At 65.8% G+C, this 19,711-nt stretch carries 16 protein-coding genes; 8 read left to right on the top strand and 8 right to left on the bottom strand.

The window, feature by feature from the left end:
- Positions 1 to 464: 464 nt before the first annotated feature.
- The 4 genes from ACQR1I_RS32415 to ACQR1I_RS32400 all read right to left on the bottom strand — a co-directional run bounded on the left by ACQR1I_RS32415 (position 465) and on the right by ACQR1I_RS32400 (position 6,193).
- Positions 465 to 2,036, bottom strand: a complete 1,572-nt coding sequence (locus ACQR1I_RS32415; RefSeq protein WP_434870494.1) for an ABC transporter substrate-binding protein — start codon at positions 2,034 to 2,036, stop codon at positions 465 to 467.
- A gap of 213 nt (positions 2,037 to 2,249) precedes the next feature.
- Positions 2,250 to 3,773, bottom strand: a complete 1,524-nt coding sequence (locus ACQR1I_RS32410; RefSeq protein ID WP_434870493.1) for an ABC transporter substrate-binding protein — start codon at positions 3,771 to 3,773, stop codon at positions 2,250 to 2,252.
- A 137-nt stretch (positions 3,774 to 3,910) separates the two neighbouring features.
- Positions 3,911 to 5,521 carry an ABC transporter substrate-binding protein gene (locus ACQR1I_RS32405; RefSeq protein ID WP_434870492.1) on the bottom strand — a complete coding sequence of 537 codons (1,611 nt, stop codon included), beginning with the start codon at positions 5,519 to 5,521 and terminating at the stop codon, positions 3,911 to 3,913.
- A 42-nt stretch (positions 5,522 to 5,563) separates the two neighbouring features.
- A complete protein-coding gene (locus tag ACQR1I_RS32400; protein WP_434870491.1) occupies positions 5,564 to 6,193 on the bottom strand; it encodes a hypothetical protein in 630 nt (209 codons plus the stop codon).
- Positions 6,194 to 6,708: 515 nt separating this feature from the next.
- Between ACQR1I_RS32400 and minC the strand changes: the two genes are divergently transcribed.
- Genes minC through ACQR1I_RS32380 form a run of 4 tightly spaced genes read left to right on the top strand, consistent with a single transcriptional unit; the run spans position 6,709 to position 9,307 of the window.
- Entirely contained in the window at positions 6,709 to 7,404 is a 696-nt protein-coding gene (gene minC / locus ACQR1I_RS32395) for a septum site-determining protein MinC (protein ID WP_434870490.1), read from the top strand.
- A 20-nt stretch (positions 7,405 to 7,424) separates the two neighbouring features.
- Entirely contained in the window at positions 7,425 to 8,240 is an 816-nt protein-coding gene (minD, locus tag ACQR1I_RS32390) for a septum site-determining protein MinD (RefSeq protein WP_434870489.1), read from the top strand.
- Positions 8,237 to 8,512 carry a cell division topological specificity factor MinE gene (minE, locus tag ACQR1I_RS32385; RefSeq protein ID WP_434870488.1) on the top strand — a complete coding sequence of 92 codons (276 nt, stop codon included), beginning with the start codon at positions 8,237 to 8,239 and terminating at the stop codon, positions 8,510 to 8,512. The genes minD and minE overlap by 4 nt, the downstream gene beginning before the upstream one ends.
- Before the next feature lie 21 nt (positions 8,513 to 8,533).
- Positions 8,534 to 9,307, top strand: a complete 774-nt coding sequence (locus tag ACQR1I_RS32380) for a thioesterase family protein (protein WP_434870487.1) — start codon at positions 8,534 to 8,536, stop codon at positions 9,305 to 9,307.
- A 293-nt stretch (positions 9,308 to 9,600) separates the two neighbouring features.
- Here ACQR1I_RS32380 and ACQR1I_RS32375 read toward each other — a convergent pair whose 3' ends face one another.
- On the bottom strand, positions 9,601 to 11,292 hold the full coding sequence (locus tag ACQR1I_RS32375) for a methyl-accepting chemotaxis protein (RefSeq protein WP_434870486.1): 1,692 nt from the start codon (positions 11,290 to 11,292) through the stop codon (positions 9,601 to 9,603).
- 609 nt (positions 11,293 to 11,901) lie between these two features.
- A complete protein-coding gene (locus ACQR1I_RS32370; RefSeq protein WP_434870485.1) occupies positions 11,902 to 13,593 on the bottom strand; it encodes a methyl-accepting chemotaxis protein in 1,692 nt (563 codons plus the stop codon).
- A 225-nt stretch (positions 13,594 to 13,818) separates the two neighbouring features.
- Between ACQR1I_RS32370 and ACQR1I_RS32365 the strand changes: the two genes are divergently transcribed.
- Complete coding sequence (locus tag ACQR1I_RS32365) at positions 13,819 to 14,229, top strand: DUF1801 domain-containing protein (RefSeq protein WP_434870484.1); 411 nt, start codon at positions 13,819 to 13,821, stop codon at positions 14,227 to 14,229.
- Between the two features lie 16 nt (positions 14,230 to 14,245).
- The gene (locus ACQR1I_RS32360; RefSeq protein ID WP_434870483.1) at positions 14,246 to 14,725 is read left to right on the top strand and encodes a DUF5680 domain-containing protein; all 480 of its coding nucleotides are present in this window, start codon (positions 14,246 to 14,248) and stop codon (positions 14,723 to 14,725) included.
- A gap of 160 nt (positions 14,726 to 14,885) precedes the next feature.
- Here ACQR1I_RS32360 and ACQR1I_RS32355 read toward each other — a convergent pair whose 3' ends face one another.
- Positions 14,886 to 15,170: a hypothetical protein gene (locus ACQR1I_RS32355; protein ID WP_434870482.1), complete on the bottom strand. Its 285-nt coding sequence runs from the start codon at positions 15,168 to 15,170 to the stop codon at positions 14,886 to 14,888.
- A gap of 1,140 nt (positions 15,171 to 16,310) precedes the next feature.
- Positions 16,311 to 17,873 carry an AMP-binding protein gene (locus ACQR1I_RS32350; protein ID WP_434870481.1) on the bottom strand — a complete coding sequence of 521 codons (1,563 nt, stop codon included), beginning with the start codon at positions 17,871 to 17,873 and terminating at the stop codon, positions 16,311 to 16,313.
- 155 nt (positions 17,874 to 18,028) lie between these two features.
- On the opposite strand from ACQR1I_RS32350, the gene ACQR1I_RS32345 reads away from it, so the two are divergent.
- Positions 18,029 to 18,676, top strand: coding sequence for a hypothetical protein (locus tag ACQR1I_RS32345; protein WP_434870480.1), 648 nt, complete (start codon positions 18,029 to 18,031; stop codon positions 18,674 to 18,676).
- Positions 18,677 to 18,732: 56 nt separating this feature from the next.
- Entirely contained in the window at positions 18,733 to 19,710 is a 978-nt protein-coding gene (locus ACQR1I_RS32340; protein WP_434870479.1) for an NAD(P)H-dependent flavin oxidoreductase, read from the top strand.
- Position 19,711: the final 1 nt, after the last annotated feature.

The raw sequence follows: 19,711 nt of genomic DNA, 5'->3' as shown, positions 1-19,711 counted from the left end.
GCGCCCGCGCAGACGCCGTGCGCCGCCGTCCGCGCCGACCGTGGTCCGGACCGCTTCATCGCGGCAAAAAGCGGTGAGCAGCGGCGGGTCGAACGCGAGCGTTCGTGGTAAAATTGTGGTGCATGAGAGCACACGGTTCCATTTGCTAACACTAACCGGTGGCGATAACAGTACAGATTATCAATCTAGGATTGTAAATTTCCGCACTGCATCTGCGGCAGCACGTCGCAGTCATGCGGCTTCGGCCTCAGCCGCAGCAGTGCCGGGGCCAAATGCGTCGGTCGCGCGCTTCGGAGCGGGTCAGGGCAACGCCATGTCCGAGGCGATCCACTATACAGGATCCAGGCCGGCGGCAGGGAGCGCGGCGCGGATGTCGCCCATGATTGCGCGGGACCAAAAAGCAAGGACGCGGCAGGCATGGCCCGCCGCGTCCTGATGGTTGGATTGCTGCTACAGCGCTCGAACTACTCGAGCTCGATCGACTGGAACTTGCCGCGCTCGTCCATCGCCGTGCCCCAGATCTTGTGCGAGGCCTGGTGCTCGGCGCGGCCGAAGCCGAGCTTGGCGCCAAGGCCGAGGTCGACGGTCTGCATGTTCTCAAGCGTGTCGATCAGCGCCTCGGTGTCGAGCTGCGTGCCGACCCGGCGCAGCGCCTGGATCAGGACGTTGGCCGCGACGTAGCCTTCGAACGAGACGTAGGACGGCGATTCGCCGGGGAAGTACTTCTCCAGCGCGGTCTTGTACTCGAGCACTGCGCTCGAATAGCCGCCGACGGCCGGCACCACCTGGGTGACGATCACGCCATTGGCGTAGCGCGGTCCGAGCAGCATCAGCTCGTCGGACAGCTCGGTCGAACCCACGAACGACACGTTGGTGTAGATCATGTTCGGGTACAGATCGCGCGTCTTCTCGATGAACTTCGCCGCCGCCCGGTAGGTCGCCACCATGACGATGGCTTTGGGCGGGTTCTTCATGGCGCGCAGCTGGTTCACCGCCTCGTCGACGTCGACCGTGTTGCGCTTGTAGTTGAAGCGCACGATCGAGGTGTCGGCCAGGCCGAGCGAGCGGAACGCCTTGGACACACCGGCGAAGCCGGCATCGCCATAGGCATCCTGCTGCGCGAACACGGCGATGTCGCGCGCCGGCAGGCGGCGCAGCTTCACCAGATAGCGCACGACGGTGTCGGTCTCTTCGGCGTAGCTGGCGCGGTAGTTGAACACGTAGCGATCCGGCGGATCGTTGCGCAGGATGTTGGCGCCGGTGAACGCCCCGTAAAACAGCACCCGGCGCTGCAGCGCGTACGGCATGGCGACGGCCGACGTCGGCGTGCCGACGTTGCCGACGAAGCCGAACACCTTGTCCTTCTCGTAGAGCTGCTTCATCGCGTCCAGCGTCCGCGAGGGCTCGTAGCCGTCGTCGGCCGAGAACAGGCGCAGCGAGCGTCCACCGATCCCGCCACCGTCATTGGCGCGATTGAAGGCGGCCTCGATGCCCATCTTCATCTGCCGGCCGAGCTCCTTGGCGGCGCCCGAGAACGGAGCGGCGATGCCGAAGCGGATCTCGTTGGCAGTGACCCCCTGCACGGTGCTGGCCGTGGGCGGCGGTAGCGTCGCAGTGGGCGCCGTCGCGGCGACCGCCGCGGACGGGGCGATCACCCCGGCGAGGCTGGAGGCCGTCTGGCTCGGTGCGCTCTGTCCGAGTGAACGCTCCAGCTCGGCCAGCTGACGCCCGGCGGCGTTGCAGTCCGTCTGGGCGGCCCCGACGCGGTTGCGTCCGTCAGCGACGTAGCCGTTGAACACGCGTGTCAATTCATCGCGATCCGAGCCGCCTGTGGATGCCTCTCGGATCACCTCGCGAAACTTGTCGACAATGGCCTGTACGCGGCCCTGGTCGATCGCCTGACAGGCGGATGCTGCTCCCACGATCGGCCCGACCCGGCTCGCAAGATTACGCACCACATCCGCATTGGTGCCCGCCGCGCTGGCGGGCGTTGCGAGCAATGCCGCAACCAAGAACACGCTAGAACGAAAGCTCATTGCCACTATCCCACTATGGACCCCATCCAGGTCTTTCGCCTGGTGATTTCGACGCTTTGTCTGCGACGGAGAAATACTATGACCGCCACCATGCACAGACTAGCCTTTCCTAATACCATGACCATTTAGGTAACCCGGCACGGCTATCTCGGATCATGCTTTAGAACCTGCTAATGGGTCGTCATCAACCAGTTATTCTCCTTGCCGCTAAGTCTATTCAATTTCGATTGGCTGGTACGTGCCGGTTTCGTCGAGAGCAGTGCCCCAGATCTTGTGCGAGGCTTGGTGTTCTGCGCGTCCAAACGCGAGTGCCGCGCCGAGGCCGAGATCAAGGTTGGGCATCGATTCGAGCGTGTCGACCAGCCGTTCGGTGTCGAGCGGATTGGTCTGCTTCAGCGCCTGGATCAGGATCGTCGCCGCGATATAGCCTTCGAGGGACGTGTAGTCCGGCGCCTCGCCGGGCGAGAACTTCGCCAGTGCAGTCTTGTAGTCGAGCACGAGGCTCGAGTAGCCAGCCACTGACGGCACGCCCTGCGTCACGATGACGCCATTGGTGAAACGCGGGCCGAGCAGCTTGAGCTCGGTTGCAAGCGACGTCGATCCTACCGCTGATACGTTGGCGTAGATCAGGCCCGGGATCGAATCGCGGGTCTTCTCGATGAACTTCGCGGCGGCCCGGTCGGTCGACACCATGATCACCGCCTTGATCTGCGGCTTGTGGGCCTTGATCTGGTTCACGGCTTCGTCGACGTCCACCGTGGCGCGCGGATAGGTGAAGCGCGGCACCGGATCGGAGATGTTGAGCTGACGATAGGCCTTTGCGACCCCGGCGAAGCCGTCGTCGCCGAACGCGTCCTGCTGCTGAAAGACGGCGATCTGGCGCGGCGGGATCCGCTTCATCTTGACCAGATACCGGACCAGCGCATTGGTCTCTTCGGCGTAGCTCGCCCGATAGTTGAACACGTAGCGATCCGGCGGATCACGCCGTACCACGGCCGCGCCGGTGTTCGGGGCGAAGTACAGCGTCCGCCGCTCCAGCGCGTAGGGGATCGCGACCTGTGAGTTGGCGGTGCCGACATTGCCGATGAAGCCGAACACCTGCTCCTTCTCGTAGAGCTGCGTCATCGCCGCGAGCGTCCGGTTCGGGTCGTAGCCGTCGTCGGCGGCGATCAGGCGGAGCTGGCGACCGCCGATGCCGCCGGCCTCGTTGGCGCGCGCAAAGGCGGTCTCGATGCCGAGCCTCATCTGGCGTCCGGTCTCCTTGCGGATTCCGGTGAATGGCATGACGATACCGAAACGGATCTCGCGATCGGTGATGCCGCGGACGGGGGCGGACGACACCGCGCCGGTCGTGCCAACGGGCTGGCTGGATGGCGCGGCGCCTGCCGGCTGGCCAAGCGAGCGCTCCAGATCGGCCAATTGCCGCTCGACGTTGGCGCAGGCGGCCTGCGATGCGCCGCCACGGCTGCGGCCTTCGGCGATGTAGCCATTGAAGCCGCGCATCAGCTGATCGCGCTCACCGTCATTGTTCGACGCCTGGCGAATGGCCTCGCGAAACTTCTCGACGATGTTCTGGACCCGTCCCTGCGTGATGTCCGGGCACGTCGACGCCTGCCCCACGATCGGTCCCACGCGTCCGGCGAGATCCCGGACGACATCGGGGGCCGCCGCGAGGGCGGAGCTGAGGGGAGCCACGAACAGGCTTCCGATGATCAATGCGGACCAATGGACGGTCATCGTCTTTCTATCACTCGCTCTACAAGATGCTGCTAATCCTCATCGTCCTGCTATTCGTGGTACTTCAAATTAATGTCGGGTTTCTCTTTCGTGTTTTTGTCGCCGCAGGCGGTGTTGATACCGTCTTCAGCGGTATCCTAGTCAAGCTCCATCGGCTGATAGGTGCCGGTCTCGCTCAGGGCCGTGCCCCAGATCTTGTGCGAAGCCTGGTGCTCGGCGCGGCCGAAGCCGAGCTGAGTCCCAAGTCCCAGGTCGAGATTGCGCATGGTCTCCAGCGTGTCGACGAGCCGCTCGGTATCGAGGCTCGGGCCGGCGCGCTTGAGGCCTTCGATCAGGATGCTCGCCGAGATGTATCCTTCGAGCGAGGTGTAGTCGGCGGCTTCGCCGGGAAAGTAGTTCGCGAGCGCGTTCTTGTACTCCAGCACCAGGCTGGAATAGCCGGCGACGCTCGGTACGGTCTGCGAGACGATCACGCCATCAGTGAAGCGCGGCCCAAGCAGCATCAGCTCGCTCGCGAGCGCCGATCCGGCCACGGCGGAAATGTTGGCGAATACCGCGCCCGGAAACACGTCGTGGGCCTTCTCGATGAACTTGGCGGCGGCGCGCGTCGTCGCCAGCACGACCACGGCGCGAACCGGTGTTCGCAACAGCTTCAGCTGATTGATGGCATCGTCGACGTCGATCGTGTTGCGCGGATAGTTCACCCGCACGATCGCATTGTCGCTGACGCCGAGCGAGCGGAACGCCTTGGCCACGCCAGCGAAGCCCGCGTCGCCGAAGGCGTCGTTCTGCGCGAACACCACGATCTGCCGCGGATTCAGCTTGCGGACCTTGACCATGTAGCGGACCAGCGCGTCGGTCTCCTCGGCGTAGCTCGGCCGATAGTTGAAGACATAGCGGTCGGGCGGGTCGTGGCGCACGACGTTGGCGCCGGTGTAGGGCGCGAACAACAGCACGCGCCGCTCGAGCGCGTAGGGAATGGCGACCGCCGCGGTGGCCGATCCGAAATTGCCGACGAAGCCGAACACCTGCTCCTTCTCGTAGAGCAGCTTCATCGCGTCGAGCGTGCGCGCGGGATCGTAGCCGTCATCGGCCGTGACGAGCTTGAGCACGCGGCCGTTGATTCCGCCCGCCGCGTTGACGCGGCCGAACGCGGCTTCGATGCCGATCTTCAACTGCCGTCCGCTCTCCCTCACCGGTCCGGTGGTGGGAATCACCATGCCGAACTTGATGTCGTTCTGGGTCACGCCGCGCACGTTGGAGACAGGCGGCAGCACTTGTGCTGACGGCGTCGCGGCCTGTGCGGCCGCTGGTCCGATGCTCACCGCCGGCAGGCTGGATCTGGTCTGCGCCGGCGCTGCAATCGAGCGCTCGAGGTCGGCGAGCTGGCGATCGGCGCCGCCGCAGTCCAGCCGGCGGCCCGTCACGAGGCTGCGGCCCTCGGCCACGTATTGGTCGAGCAGGCGTGTCAATTCGTCGCGATCGACCTCATCAGCAGCGGCCTCGCGGATGACGACCTGAAACTTCTCGATGATGGCCTGGATGCGCGGCCGCGCGATCTCACGGCAGGCGAGCGCCGATCCGATGATCGGACCAACGCGGCTGCCGAGCTGGCGCACCGTGGACAAGTTCTCGCCGGGCGCGGCCGTGGCTCCGCTCGCCACCAGGGTCGCGAGCAGGGGCAATGCCATGCGGGCGTGAGCCAGCGTTCGGCGTGCTGCCGCTTTCTGCGGTAGGACGTCGGTCATGATCGCCTTGTGACGTGTTTGATGCCGGATCAGGGCAGAAGGTTAGCGAACCCGCTCCTGACCCGACTTCTGGTTCCACTGCATGAACTGCTGCAGCATGGGTTTTTCGGGAGTTTCGGCCTCAGCCGTCGGCGCCGGAGCATCCGCGGCGAGCAGCGACTGGAACTGCGACAGCGCCGGGACCTGCGCTTGAGTCTCTGTGCGCTCCGGCAGTGAGCTGGTCTGGTCGGCCCTGGCGTCCTGGGCATCGGCGGCGACCGGCGGCAGCGTCTTCATCGACTGCACGGCGGCGACGAACGACTGGCTCGCATCGGGCTGGCGCCACACCGGAACGATGTTGAGGAAGAACAGCGCGACGACGGCGGCGACGCCGGTGGCCGCGGCGAAACGGCCGGCGAACTTGAACACGACCGAGCGGCGGTCGCGCTCGATATCCGGCGGCTCGCGCATGACTTGCGGGTTCAGCGACTGGCGGAGGGATTCGAACACGGCGGTCTCCAGTCGAGCATCGAGCGGTCCTTGCTGTCCCGAAGCGGGACGCTCGGCCGCCTCCGCTGCCTTGTCGTTAACGAGAGATAGGCGGGTCGCCTCCGGGCGCTCCCGCAACCACCGCGGCGCGTAGTGCAGCGGGTCCTGCGGGTTCATCGGATTCTGTTCACTCAACGAACTCATACGCTACTCCTCTGACGCTCGATTCCGGTAAACTGATACGCTTCTGCCACGTCGTAGAGAGTTAGTTCCAACGTAGAGCGGGAGCGTCGTTGCCACTTCAGTCCACACGAAATCCTATGCAGAATCAGACGGTTTGCGCCGATCGTCGATCGCACGCCAAAGGTCCTTTCCTGCAAGGCGCCTTGGCACGTTGATCGTACCTTTGGCGCCTCTGTCGATCCCATGCCCCGCCCCCTGACGAGTGTCAATTGTTCGGACCCCGAACTACGCCCTGGCCCGAAATTATATGTACGTTAAAGTTATCATCATGATGTGATCGAAATGAGGCGTGCCGAGTCTTGACGTAGATGCTCAAAACTTGCGTCGCATTCACGCCAAGGTTGCGCCATGATTCGACCATGATCGAACTGTGTCGGGCGGGTCGCTGTCGATTTTCGAGCGGCTTAGCGTCGATTTAACCATCCGTTAACCATCTGGCGCCGACAGTTAACCAATCACTAAGAAGGTTGGGTCGGATGGTCATGAGTGCGAGCGCTGAAACGGTACGTCCCCTCATTCGTCTGCGCGGGCGCTCCTACGTCGCCTTCGTGTTCACGCCGGCGGTGCCGATCGCGGACTGGCTCGGTGAGCTCGACGCGACGCTGAAGGGCTCGCCGGGCTTCTTCGTCGGCAAGCCGATCGTGCTCGATCTCTCGGCGGTCGATCTGAGCCCGCTCGCCATCACCCATCTCATCAAGAGCATCGAATCGCGCAACATCCGCGTGCTCGGCCTCGAAGGCGTCGAGCAGGCGCGGCTGTCGGTCGGCATGCCGCCGCTGCTGTCCGGCGGCCGCCATTGCGCCGTGCAGGAAATCGAGCCGGAGAAGCCGCAGCTGCAGCCGCCGACCTCGCTGCTGCTCGATCAGCCGGTGCGCTCGGGACAGTCGATCGTGTTTCCCGACGGCGACGTCACCGTGCTCGGTGCGGTGTCGTCCGGCGCCGAGATCGTCGCCGGCGGCTCGATCCACGTCTACGGCGCGCTGCGCGGCCGCGCGATGGCGGGCATCAACGGCAACGCGGCGGCGCGCATCTACTGCCAGAAGATCGAGGCCGAGCTGGTCGCGATCGACGGCTACTACCAGACCGCCGAGCAGATCGACGCCGGCCTGCGCGGCAAGGCCGCGCAAGCGCGGCTCGAAGGCCATTCCATGAAGATCGTTGCATTGAACTGAGTAGCAGGAGGATTCCCAAGATGACCAAAGTACTTGTTGTGACGTCGGGCAAGGGTGGCGTCGGCAAGACCACCACGACGGCGGCGATGGGCGCGGCGCTGGCGCAGGCCGGCGAGAAGGTCGTGGTGGTCGATTTCGACGTCGGCCTGCGCAATCTCGATCTGGTCCTCGGCGCCGAGCGCCGTGTCGTGTTCGATCTCATCAACGTGGTACACGGCGTCGCCAAGCTGCCGCAGGCCCTGATCCGCGACAAGCGGCTGGAAAATCTGTGGCTGCTGCCGGCGTCGCAGACCAAGGACAAGGACGCGCTGACGGAGGAGGGCGTCGGCCGCGTCATCGCCGAACTGCGCAAGACCTTCGACTGGGTGATCTGCGACAGCCCCGCCGGCATCGAGCGCGGCGCGATGCTCGCGATGCGCTATGCCGACGAGGCGATCATCGTCACCAATCCGGAAGTGTCGTCGGTGCGCGATTCCGACCGCATCATCGGCATGCTCGATTCCAAGACGGTGCGCGCCGAGAGCGGCGAGCGCGTCGAGAAGCACATCCTCATCACCCGCTACGATGCCGGCCGCGCCGCGCGCGGCGAGATGCTGTCGATCGAGGACGTGCTGGAGATCCTGGCGACGCCGCTGCTCGGCATCGTCCCGGAGAGCCAGGACGTGCTGCGCGCCTCCAATGTCGGCTGCCCGGTCACCCTCAACAGCCCGGCGAGCGCGCCGGCGCGCGCCTATCACGACGCGATGCGCCGCCTGCTCGGCGAAGACGTGGAGATGCAGATCCCGAGCGAGCGCAAGGGCCTGATGAACCTGTTGCTCGGACGGAGGGCTGCATGAGTGTGCTGCGGCTCTTCACGGGGCGTACAGCCTCGGCGCCAGTCGCGCGGGAGCGGCTGCAGATCCTGCTCGCGCATGAGCGCAGCCTGCGCGGCCAGCCCGATCTCCTGATGCAATTGCGCGAGGAAATCCTCAGCGTGGTGTCGCGCCATGTGCTACTCGATCCGGACAAGGTCATCGTCCGCATGGATCGGGGGAAGCATGTCTCGACGCTCGAGGTCGACATCGAACTGCCCAACGGCGCCGACCGTGCCTTTGCCAGCGCGGGCTGAGACGTGGCGAGGCCTGCGCTGATGCGGCCGATCTTCCGCGTCACGGACAATCAGGTCGTCGTCAGCCCCGATGCCGCGGGTCCGTGGGATCCGACCATGCAGCACGGCTCCGCGCCATCGGCGCTGGTGGTGTGGGCCGCTGAGCGGATCGCGACGAAATCGCCGATGCGTATCGCCCGCGTCAGCATCGACCTGATGCGGCCGGTGCCGCTCGCCGAGCTCGCAATCGAGACCGAGGTGCTGCGCGAGGGCCGCAAGATTCAGCTCTCGACGGTGCGCCTGCGCGCCGGCGACACCGTGGTGGTCACCGCGACCGTGCTGAAGATCAGGCAGGACGCCGTGCCGCTGCCGGATGACGTCCGCGAGCTGCCGGTCGACCTCGCCGGGCCCGACGAAGCGCAGCCGGAGCCCGCGGATTTCTCCACCAGCCCGTTCGTTCGCGGCATGACGCTCCGCGCCGCGCGGGGCCGCTTCGGCGTCCGCGGGCCCGGCGCGATCTGGTATCGCGTCGACTGGCCGCTGGTCGAGGGCCATGCGGTCTCGCAGGCGATGCGCGCGGTGGTCGCCAGCGACTTCTGCAACGGCACCTCGGCCGCGCTCGACTTCCACAGCTACACGTTCCTCAACGCCGACCTCACCGTCAACATGGCCCGCGAGCCGGTCGGCGAGTGGATCCTGCTCGACGCCGAAAGCTGGATCGGCCCCGATGGCGCAGGCCTCGCGATGGCGCGGCTGGGCGACGCGAAGGGCTATTTCGGCCGCGTGGTGCAGAGCCTGGTAATCGAGAAGCGGTGAGGGGAAGGTCTGATCACGTCTTCATCCTGAGCTGGCGACCCTATGACCACGCTGACGGTGCGCTCCCCTCCCCCTTGCGGGGAGGGGTCGGGGGTGGGGGTCTCCGAGTCCCGTTGTTAGTTAGGGAGCGCGGAGTGAAGAACCCTCGCGAGGTCGCCGTAGATGACTTTAAACATCGAGGCACTCACGACGTTCGGCGCCCGGGGACCCCCACCCCCAACCCCTCCCCGCAAGGGGGAGGGGAGTTCACCGCTATCGGGGTGAGAGCGGAGCAACTCACAATGATGTTGCCCTTACGCCGCGCGCACCGTGTTCAGGAACCGTCCGACCTCGAGCTTCAGCCGGTTGCTGTCCTGCGACAGCGACTGGGCGGCGGACAGCACCTGGGACGAGGCCGAGCCGGTCTCGCTGGCGCCGCGCTGCACGTCGGTGATATTGGACGACACCTCGTGGGTGCCCTGCGCGGCCTGCTGGATGTTGCGTGAGATCTCCTGGGTGGCGGCGCCCTGTTCCTCGACGGCGGCGGCGATGGTCGAGGAGATCTCCGACAGCTTTTCGATGGTCCCGCTGATCTCCTTGATGGCGCCGACCGATTCCTGGGTCGCGCTCTGGATGCCGGAGATCTGCTGCCCGATCTCGCCGGTGGCCTTGGCCGTCTGTTCGGCGAGCGCCTTGACCTCGGAGGCGACGACCGCGAAGCCGCGGCCGGCCTCACCGGCCCGCGCCGCCTCGATGGTGGCGTTCAGCGCCAGCAGGTTGGTCTGGCCGGCGATGGTGTTGATCAGTTCGACCACGTCGCCGATCCGCGCTGCGGCCCGGGACAGCTCGCTGACGCGGTCGTTGGTCCTGCGCGCCTGGTCGACGGCCTCGTTGGCCATGCGCGCCGATTCCTGCACCTGCCGGCTGATCTCGGTGACCGACGAGCTCAATTCCTCGGTCGCCGATGCCACCGACTGGACGTTGGCGGTGGCCTGCTCGGAGGCGGCGGCCACGGTGGTGGTGCGCTGCTGGGTGCGCTCCGCCGTCGAGGTGAGCGTCTTGGCCGAGGCTTCCAGCTCGGTGGACGCCGACGAGACGGTATCGATGATCTGCCCGACCGCGCCTTCGAAGCTGTTGGCGAGGTCGTGCATGTCGCGCTTGCGCCGTTCGGCCGCGTGCTTCTCCACTTCCGCCTGCTCGGCGCGCAGCCGCTCGGTCTCGATGGCGTTGTCCTTGAACACCAGCACGGCGCCAGCCATCCTGCCGATCTCGTCCTTGCGCTCGACGCCGGGAATGTGAGCCGACATGTCGCCGCCGGCGAGCTTGCGCATCGCCTCGGTCATCGCCGCGATCGGTCGCGACACGCCGGCCACGATCAGATAGCCCATCGCGATGCAGAGCAGGGCGGCCAGCGCGATCACCGCCAGGATCCACATGCGTGACGACAGGTAGATGGCCGCGCCCTTGTCGGCTTCGGCCTTGCCCTGCTCGACGTTGAACGCGAGATCACGCTCCAGCGCCTTGCGCACGCCGCCAAAATTGTCCTTCATCCGGCTCAGGAACAGCGCTTGCGCCGGCTCGATCTGGTTCTTGCGGACCAGTTCGAGCAGCTGTCGGCTGTCGTCGAGATAGGCACTCCATGATGTCTTGAACGCCGCCACCAGGGCCTTCTCCTCCGCCGTCGTGACGGTCGGCTCGTACAGCCGCCAGGTCTTATCGAAAATCTGAAGTGCCTCGCTCACGAACTGCTCGTGCTGGCTCCGCTCGGCTGCGTTCGTCACCATCAGCATCTGGCCCTGGCGGCTGCGATACTGTTCCGTAGCCTTGGCCATTGTTCCGAGCCAGCCCGTGGCTGGCAGCCAATTGTCGCGAACCTCGGCCGCGGAGCCATTCACGGTCGCCAAGCGATCGATGCCGAAGGCGCCGAGTCCCATGGCCGTCGCGAGAACGATGCCAAAGGCCAGCAGCACCTTGTTGCGGATGGATAGATTGGAAAAGAACGGCATCTTCGACTCCAGCTCACGAATTCCAAGCAATGAAAGGACAAACGCCCAGCAGAGCGCGCACGGCGACCGTGCGCGTGAGATGCTCGCCGTTGAGGCATCATGATGGGGGCGTACGATCGATTAAGCGGGCGACTGATAAATTTTGCTCTAATATTGGGCAGCACGCATCAGCCGTAAGATTACGGGATGCATGGGACGATCAGGTAGGTCGGACAAGTGGCGGCTGGGCGACGTGAAGGGGCCATTGCCGCGGATGACTCCACAGTCTGATGGCCGAGAAGACGTGAGTGGCAGGAACTAATTAGTCACGATCAAGGTCGCGAAAGGCCGAAGCTGCCGCGGCGCGAACGGTGCGCTCCCCTCCCCCCTGCGGGGAGGGGGCGGGGGTGGGGGGCTCCGAGTCCCGCTCTGAATGAGTCCGAGCCTGGGATCGAACAAGTCCGAGCTTGGGATCTATGTATGCTAATGAAGTCCCGCGCTTCGATGCGACTGGGGCACTAACGCCGTTCGGCGCCCGGGGACCCCCACCCCCGACCCCTCCCCGCAAGGGGGAGGGGAGCGCACCGATCATCGGGGAGAGAGCTGCGGCCCAACTAACAGTGGCCGTCGCTACGCCGCGCGCACCGTGTTCAGGAACCGTCCGACTTCCAGCTTCAGCCGGTTGCTGTCCTGCGACAGCGACTGGGCGGCGGACAGCACCTGGGAGGAGGCTGAGCCGGTCTCGCTGGCGCCGCGCTGCACGTCGGTGATGTTGGACGACACCTCGTGGGTGCCCTGCGCGGCCTGCTGGATGTTGCGCGAGATCTCCTGGGTCGCGGCGCCCTGTTCCTCGACGGCTGCGGCGATGGTGGAGGAGATCTCAGACAGTTTTTCGATGGTGCCGCTGATCTCCTTGATGGCCCCGACGGACTCCTGCGTCGCGCTCTGGATGCCGGAGATCTGCTGCCCGATCTCGCCGGTGGCCTTGGCCGTCTGTTCGGCGAGCGCCTTGACCTCGGAGGCGACGACCGCGAAGCCGCGCCCGGCCTCACCGGCCCGCGCCGCCTCGATGGTGGCGTTCAGAGCCAGCAGGTTGGTCTGGCCGGCGATGGTGTTGATCAGTTCGACCACGTCGCCGATCCGTGCCGCGGCCCGCGACAGCTCGCTGACGCGGTCGTTGGTCTTGCGCGCCTGGTCGACGGCCTCGTTGGCCATCCGCGCCGATTCCTGCACCTGCCGGCTGATCTCGGTGACCGACGACGTCAGCTCCTCCGTGGCGGAGGCGACCGACTGCACGTTGGCGGTGGCCTGCTCGGAAGCGGCCGCCACTGTGGTGGTGCGCTGCTGGGTGCGCTCCGCGGTCGACGTGAGCGTCCTGGCGGAGGCCTCGAGCTCGGTGGACGCCGAAGAGACGGTGTCGATGATCTGCCCGACCGCGCCCTCGAAGCTGTTGGCGAGCTCGTGCATGTCGCGCTTGCGCCGCTCGGCGGCTTGCTTCTCCGTTTCGGCCTGCTGGGCGCGCAGCCGTTCGGTCTCGATGGCGTTGTCCTTGAACACCAGCACGGCACCGGCCATCTTGCCGATTTCGTCCTTGCGCTCGACGCCAGGAATGTGAGCCGACATGTCGCCGCCGGCGAGCTTGCGCATCGCCTCGGTCATGGCAGCGATCGGTCGCGACACGCCGGCCACGATCAGGTAGCCCATGGCGATGCAGAGCAGGGCGGCCAGCGCGATCACGGCCATGATCCACGTGAGCGAGGACGAATAGACCGCCGCACCCTTGTTGGCCTCGGCCTTGCCCTGCTCGACGTTCCAGGTCAGATCCGTTTCCAGCGCTTTCCGTACCTTCGAGAAGTCGTCGCGCAGCTTGCCCATGTAGAGCGCCGATGCGGCTTCGGTCTGATGCTTGTGCGACAGCTCGAACAGCTCCTTGCTCTCATTGATGTAGGTGGACCACGCCGATTTGATCGCGCCAGCCAGTGCTTTCTCCTCTGCCGTGGTCACGGTCGGCTCGTAGAGCGCCCATGTCTTCTGGAAGTCTGCAAGCGTCTCCTGGAGCAGCTTCTCCTGGGCGTTCTTGAGTTCGTCCGTGGTGGACAGCAGAAGCTGCCCTTGCCGCGCACGATATTTTTCGGCCTCCTTTGAAATCGTGCCGAGCCAGCCCGTAGACGGCAGCCAGTTGTCGCGAACTTCGGCGGCGAAGCCGTTGACGCGACCGAGCCGGTCGATCGCAAAGCCACCGAGCCCTATGGCAGTGATGAGGACAATGCCGAACGCCAGCAGCACCTTGTTGCGGATGGACAGATTGGAAAAGGACGGCATCGTCGACTCCGGATTTCGAACGAGAGATTCTCGGGCTGCGCCAAATGAGGTGAATGGTGATCGAACGAGCGCAGGCTGATCGTTGAGAGATCAGCGGAACCGAGATTGAGTTAGGGTTCCCATTGTTAAAATTTGCTCTAATGACAAGCAGCGCCGTGGCGCGTAGAACTTCCGCCGTAAAACTACGGGTCGCGTGTAAAATTGCCGAATGCAGCGGGTCAGCTGATGAAAAAGAGCCATTCCGCGCCAGCGTCGCAGGGGCGCGACGCTCCGTCGCACCTGATCGACGCCCGTATCAAGGAACTCGGCGACTGGCGCGGCGCCGCGCTGGCGCGGGTCCGCGGCCTGATCAAGCAGGCCGACCCGGATGTCGTCGAAGAATGGAAGTGGCGCGGCGTTCCGGTGTGGTCGCACGCCGGCATCATCTGCACCGGCGAGAGCTACAAGGCCACCATCAAGCTCACCTTCGCCAAGGGCGCCTCGCTGCCCGACCCGAACGGCCTCTTCAACGCCAGCCTCGACGGCAACACCCGCCGGGCCATCGACATCCACGAAGGCGACGAGATCGACGAGGCGGCGTTCACGGCGCTGATCAAGGCCGCGGTGGCGTCGAACACCGCCAAGAAGAAGCGCTAGGCGCACGGAGCCGGCGATGTCGATCGATCTTGACGAGCTCGCGACATTCCTGGTCGAGGCGAAGCGGCGCACCTATGCCAGCCTCGACGACGATGCGACGCTGGCGACGCCCGCGCTCGCCGGCGCGAAACAGCTCGAGCATCGCGCCGGTGCCTACGTCTATCGCGACATCTATTTCGGCATCGGCTTCTTCGTCGGACAGGAGACGGTGACAAGCAATGACCGGGTCATCTGGTCCATGTCCTATGGCGGCGGCATCCGCGCGGTCATCTCGGACCGGGAAACGGTCGTCGCGGTCTATGCATTTCTCCGCATGGCCTTGCTGAAGGTGGAAACGGATCGTCCCTATCGCGGTCCCGCCGCGTTCGCGTCAGGCGGGCTGAGCTATCGCAATGACGCCGAGGGCTGTCTCGCGCGTTTCCACGGTGTGGAGACGATCGAGCGGCATGGTCGGGACGTGTATGAACTGCACTATGCGGGTGGTCTCTTGAGGTAGAGCGGCCGTCGCCCCGCTCGTTCGGACCGGACGGCTCGGCACGGTCAGCCGACGTCGGACCACTCCACGATCGTTTCGCGTGCTGGCGAAACACCAAACCGGGCACGCTTGTATCGCGTGCACGGGCGGTCTGCGCGCAGACGATCGCCGATCGCCAGTTTCAAGGCCTCGTGTCGCTCTCGGTCCTCCGGCAGGGCGGGAGGGTCGCATGCGGGACGGCTCCCCGCTTGAAGGCCGCGTCCCAGCGCAGCCAGATCTCCTCGTTTTCAAGGACCAATGCCAGGAGGTCGTCGTCGACCGGCGAAAGCCAATATGTGTCGCCATACTCGTCAGTGCTATGATCGAACTCCGCCTCGTAGATGTGCGGAATTCCGTCCAGGTCGGCGATGCCGAGGCGGGGTCCGTCATAGTAGTCGTTGATGGTGTGAACCCGATCCCAAGCCATTTGATTGTGCTCTCTTCCTTCGCAGCGACTTCCTAGCACGGCGTCGGAGGTCGCAGCACGGATCTTAGGACGATCTCGTCTGCTGCTGGCTGGAAGACCGGCTTGGGGCCCGCACAGTTGATTTGCCCGACGAGCAGGCTTTCTCAGATCCACGACGGCCCGAGGGTCGGGCCGTGCGGCGGAAACCGCGTGCGCCGACGCGAAATTCCGTAGCGGCTGCAAGCCGTTTGGCCCGTCCAGATCTTCCACGTAAAAATTTTGACTTTCTTTTTTCCGAAATCTCTGCTTTCCTCTCTCCATCCCGCCTCATTGACGAGGGGCGCTTCGCGAACGTCACGACGCGTTGGGGTGGGAGGCGGTGGCCGCGAGGGGGCGCAGCATGCTCGGCATGCCGACGTACGTCTTGTCGCGGACGGTGAAGTCGCAAGGTCCTGGCCTCCCGACGCTGAGGTCAAGTTTCGCGGGGAACGCCGAGAGGCGTCTTGCGGGACGACGGTGGCAAACAAGCCCGGTCGCCGGGGAGACTGCGTATAAATCGTAAAGCCATCGCGCAGGGAGGGCCGGGTTATCCGGCTGACCTGTGGTTCTGCCGCGTGCTTTTTTGCTGCACGCGGACCGCAGGCCTCAGCCGAGGCCTGGCCTTCCCTGCACCCTCCGTCCTGATGGAGGGGACGAATGCAGCAACTCGGACGCAGATGCGCCGCGAGGCGGCCATGCCGTGTTTGCAGCAGGTGCAACAGACGTTCAGCTCGATTCGAAGTGGGCGCTTATTTGTCGAGTAGGAATGATATTGGCTGCCGGCGCCCGTCCCACAGCAATGGTGTCGTCCCGGCGAAAGCCGGGACCCATAACCACAGCAGATCGATTGAGGCACGCCCGTTGCGACATCCGCGCTCACCACGACCCCCTGTGGTTATGGATCCCGGTTCGCGCTTCGCTTGCCCGGGACGACAGCGGAGTGCGGCGGTTGCGAGCCGGGCTGACCAGACATTCGCGCAATCGTGTCGTCTGGTCCCGGTGTTTCGAGAGATCTCCGTCATTGCGAGCGCAGCGACGCAATCCAGGGGCGACACGCGCGGCCCTGGATTGCTTCGGCGCAAGGGCGCCTCGCAATGACGGCGGAAGGAGCGTGAAGTGCCGTCACCCCACCATCCGCCCGCGGCCCTCCCAGTACTTGGCGCGCAGCACCTTCTTGTCGATCTTGCCGACGCCGGTGACCGGCAGCTCCGCCACGAACTCGATGCGCTTCGGCGCGTGGGCCGAGCCCTTGCGCGCCTTGACCAGCTCGATCAGCTCGCTCGCATTCGGTTGCGCGCCCGCGCGCGGCACCACGATCGCGGTGACCGCTTCGCCCCATTTGTCGTCGGGCACGCCGACCACCGCGCACATCGCGACGTCGGCGTGCTGGGTCAGCACATCCTCGATCTCGCGCGGAAAGATGTTGAAGCCGCCGGAAACGATCATGTCCTTCTTGCGGTCGAGAATGTACATGTAGCCGCGCTCGTCTCTCCGGGCGACATCGCCGGTGTGCAGCCAGCCGTTCTTCAGGGTCTCTGCGGTGATGTCCGGCCGCTTCCAATATTCCGTCATCACGTGCGGCGCGCGCACGCAGATCTCGCCGGCCTCGCCCTGCGGCACCTCCTGATCATTGTCGTCGAGGATCTTGACCTCGCAGGCCGCGATCGGGAAGCCGCACGACAGGAACAGCTCCGGCTGCTTCGGATCGTGGTCGGCCTTGCGCAGCACCGACACCGGATAGCATTCGGTCTGGCCGTAGAGCTGCGAGAACACCGGGCCGATGCGCTCGATGCCTTCGACCAGCCGCGTCGGCGACATCGCGGACGCGCCGTAGAGCACCAGCTCCAGCGAGGACAGGTCGGTCTTCGCCAGCGCGGGATGGTCGAGCAGCACGTAGATCATGGTCGGCACGAACAGCGTGAAGTTGATGTGCTCGCGTGCGATGGTCGCGAGCACGGCCTCGGGATCGAACCCCTTCAACATGTGCACGGTGCCGCCGCGCATCAGCGTCGGCAGCACCTTGGTGCCGGCGACATGGCTGATCGGCGCCACCGTCAGATAGCGTGCGCGGTCCGGGATTTCGAAGTCGGCCAGGATGGCGGTGGCGAAGCCGCCATATTCGCGATGGTGGCGCAGCGCGCCCTTCGACTTGCCGGTGGTGCCGCCGGTGTAGTTCAAGGTGGCGATGTCGTCGGGCGTGGCGAAGTTGCGCGCGCTGGCGTGGCCGGCCGCTTCGATCGCCGCCAGCAGGTCGGCGCCATAGTCCGCAGGCCCCAGCGTGAAGACGTGGCGCAGGCCGGGCGCGCGCGAGGCCAGCTCGCCGCCGCGGTCGCGGAACGCGGCGGCATCGATCACCAGCACCTGCGATTCGGAATCCGCCAGCTGGAACAGCTGGTCCTCCAGCGAGCCCAGCGGATGCAGCCAGGTGATGGCGAGCCGCGACAGTTGCGCCGCCATGCCGGCGCACCAGCTGTCGGCGCGGTTTGCGGTGAGGAACGCGACCCGTGTTCCCGGCTGCAGGCCGAGCCGCATGAACACGCTTTGCAGGCGTCCGATGAGATTGATCGCGCCCTGATAGGACAGCGATCCGCCGGGCCAGCTGAAGGCGGTGCGCGACGGATGCCGCGACAGCGTCAGCAGCGTCTGTTCGCAGACGACTGGAAACGAATGAAGCTGATGGCTCATGGAACGTCCTCCCGTGATGCTGCGATCGTTGTTGCGTCGCATGGGTTGTGACGAACGCTATCAGAATGCGGGTTGCGCTCAAGCTCGCTGGGGCGTGGCTCGGAACATCGTCGCGGGCGATGCGTTGCCCGGCCGAACATCTACGGAGCAAGGCCATGCGCACCTCGACAGCTTTCTTTGCGGGAGTCGGAACGGTCTCCATCGCGGTCGCGGCAGGCCTCGGGGGCGGGCTGATGATTGCCGAGGGGATGCATCCGCGATCGCCGGCTGCGGACACCGCCAAGCTCGAACGATCATTGCCGGAGCAGCCGTCGCCCAGTCCGACGGTCACCTCCTATCTTGCCGCAACGCAGGCGGCTGCGACGACGCCGATCAAGGTGGCGCCGGCCGCAGCGCAGAGTGCGGCTACGACGCCCACGCCTGCCGCCAGCTCGTCGCCGCCGCAAGCCGTTCCTGCGGAGACGACGGTCACCGCCACCGCTCCTGCACAGTCCGACATCAACGTCCAGGCCGGCGCGACCGACGATGCCCAGGCCAAGGTCGCGGACAAGGCTCAGGACAAATCCGCGGAGAAGGCCCAGGAATCCACCGAGTCCAAGGCCCGCGATGCCGAGCGCAAGCGTGTCGCCGAGCAGCGCCGCGCCGAGCGGCACCGGCAATATGCCGAGCGTCGCCGCCAGCGCCGCGAGCAGGATCTGCGCGCCGTCGAGCAGGCGGTGCGCGAGGATTCGACGCCGCGAGCCTATGCCGCGCAGCCGGTCGGGATGGATGGGCCGCGCTTCAGCTTCTTCGGCGACGATTGATCGCCTGCGCTGGCGCCGCTATTCCTGAGCAAAACGAGCATCAGGGAGACGGCGCGGTGCAAGACGGATCATGGGCCGGCCTGCGGGCGCGGCTTCGCCTGCCGCTGATCGCAGCGCCGATGTTCCTGGTGTCGGGGATCGAGCTGGTGAGCGCGGCCTGCGCCAACGGCATCATCGGTGCGTTCCCGACGGTGAACTGCCGCTCTCCGGACGAACTCGATACCTGGTTGCATGACATCTCGGAGCGGCTCGCGCGCGGCAGCGATGCGAGCGGCGTGGCGGCCGCGCCGCTGTGTCCGAACCTGATCGTGCATCGCTCCAACGTGCGGCTGCCGCAAGATCTCGCCGTGCTGCTGCGGCATCGGCCGGAGCTCGTGATCACCTCGGTCGGCTCGCCGGCTCCGGTGATCGCCCCGCTGCACGATGCAGGCGCGCTGGTGTTTGCCGATGTCGCCTCGGTCCGCCACGCCGAGCGCGCCGCCGAGGCCGGGGCTGATGGCCTGGTGCTGTTGACGGCGGGCGCAGGCGGCCAGACCGGCTGGCTCAACCCGTTCGCCTTCGTGCGCGCTGTCAGATCGTTCTTCGCCGGTCCCATCGTGCTGGCCGGCGGCATCAGCGACGGCGTGTGCCTGCGCGCGGCCGAGGTGCTCGGCTGCGACCTCGCTTACATGGGCACGAAGTTCATCGCCACGCAGGAGAGCATGGCGGATCCGCGCTACAAGGCGATGCTGGTTGAGAGCTCGGCCGACGACATCCTGCTGACCTCGGCCTTCACCGGATTGCCGACCAGCATGCTGCGGCCGTCGATCGTCGCGGCCGGACTCGATCCGGATGATCTGCCAGCGCGCGGCATGATCGAGATCGGCAAGGACATCGATGTGGGGGCGCGCGAGGCGCGGCCGAAGCGCTGGCGCGACATCTGGAGTGCCGGCCATGCCACCTCGGGCGTCACCGACATTGCGTCCGTCGCGGCGCTGATCGCACGCACCGCGCAGGAGTATCGAAATGCCGCAGAGCCACGGGGCGCCGCCTGAT

The organism is Bradyrhizobium sp. HKCCYLS2038 (assembly GCF_051167655.1).
Lineage (GTDB): Bacteria > Pseudomonadota > Alphaproteobacteria > Rhizobiales > Xanthobacteraceae > Bradyrhizobium.
The sequence above is the reverse complement of the archived record's forward strand: the minus strand, read 5'-3'. Positions and strand labels throughout refer to the sequence as shown.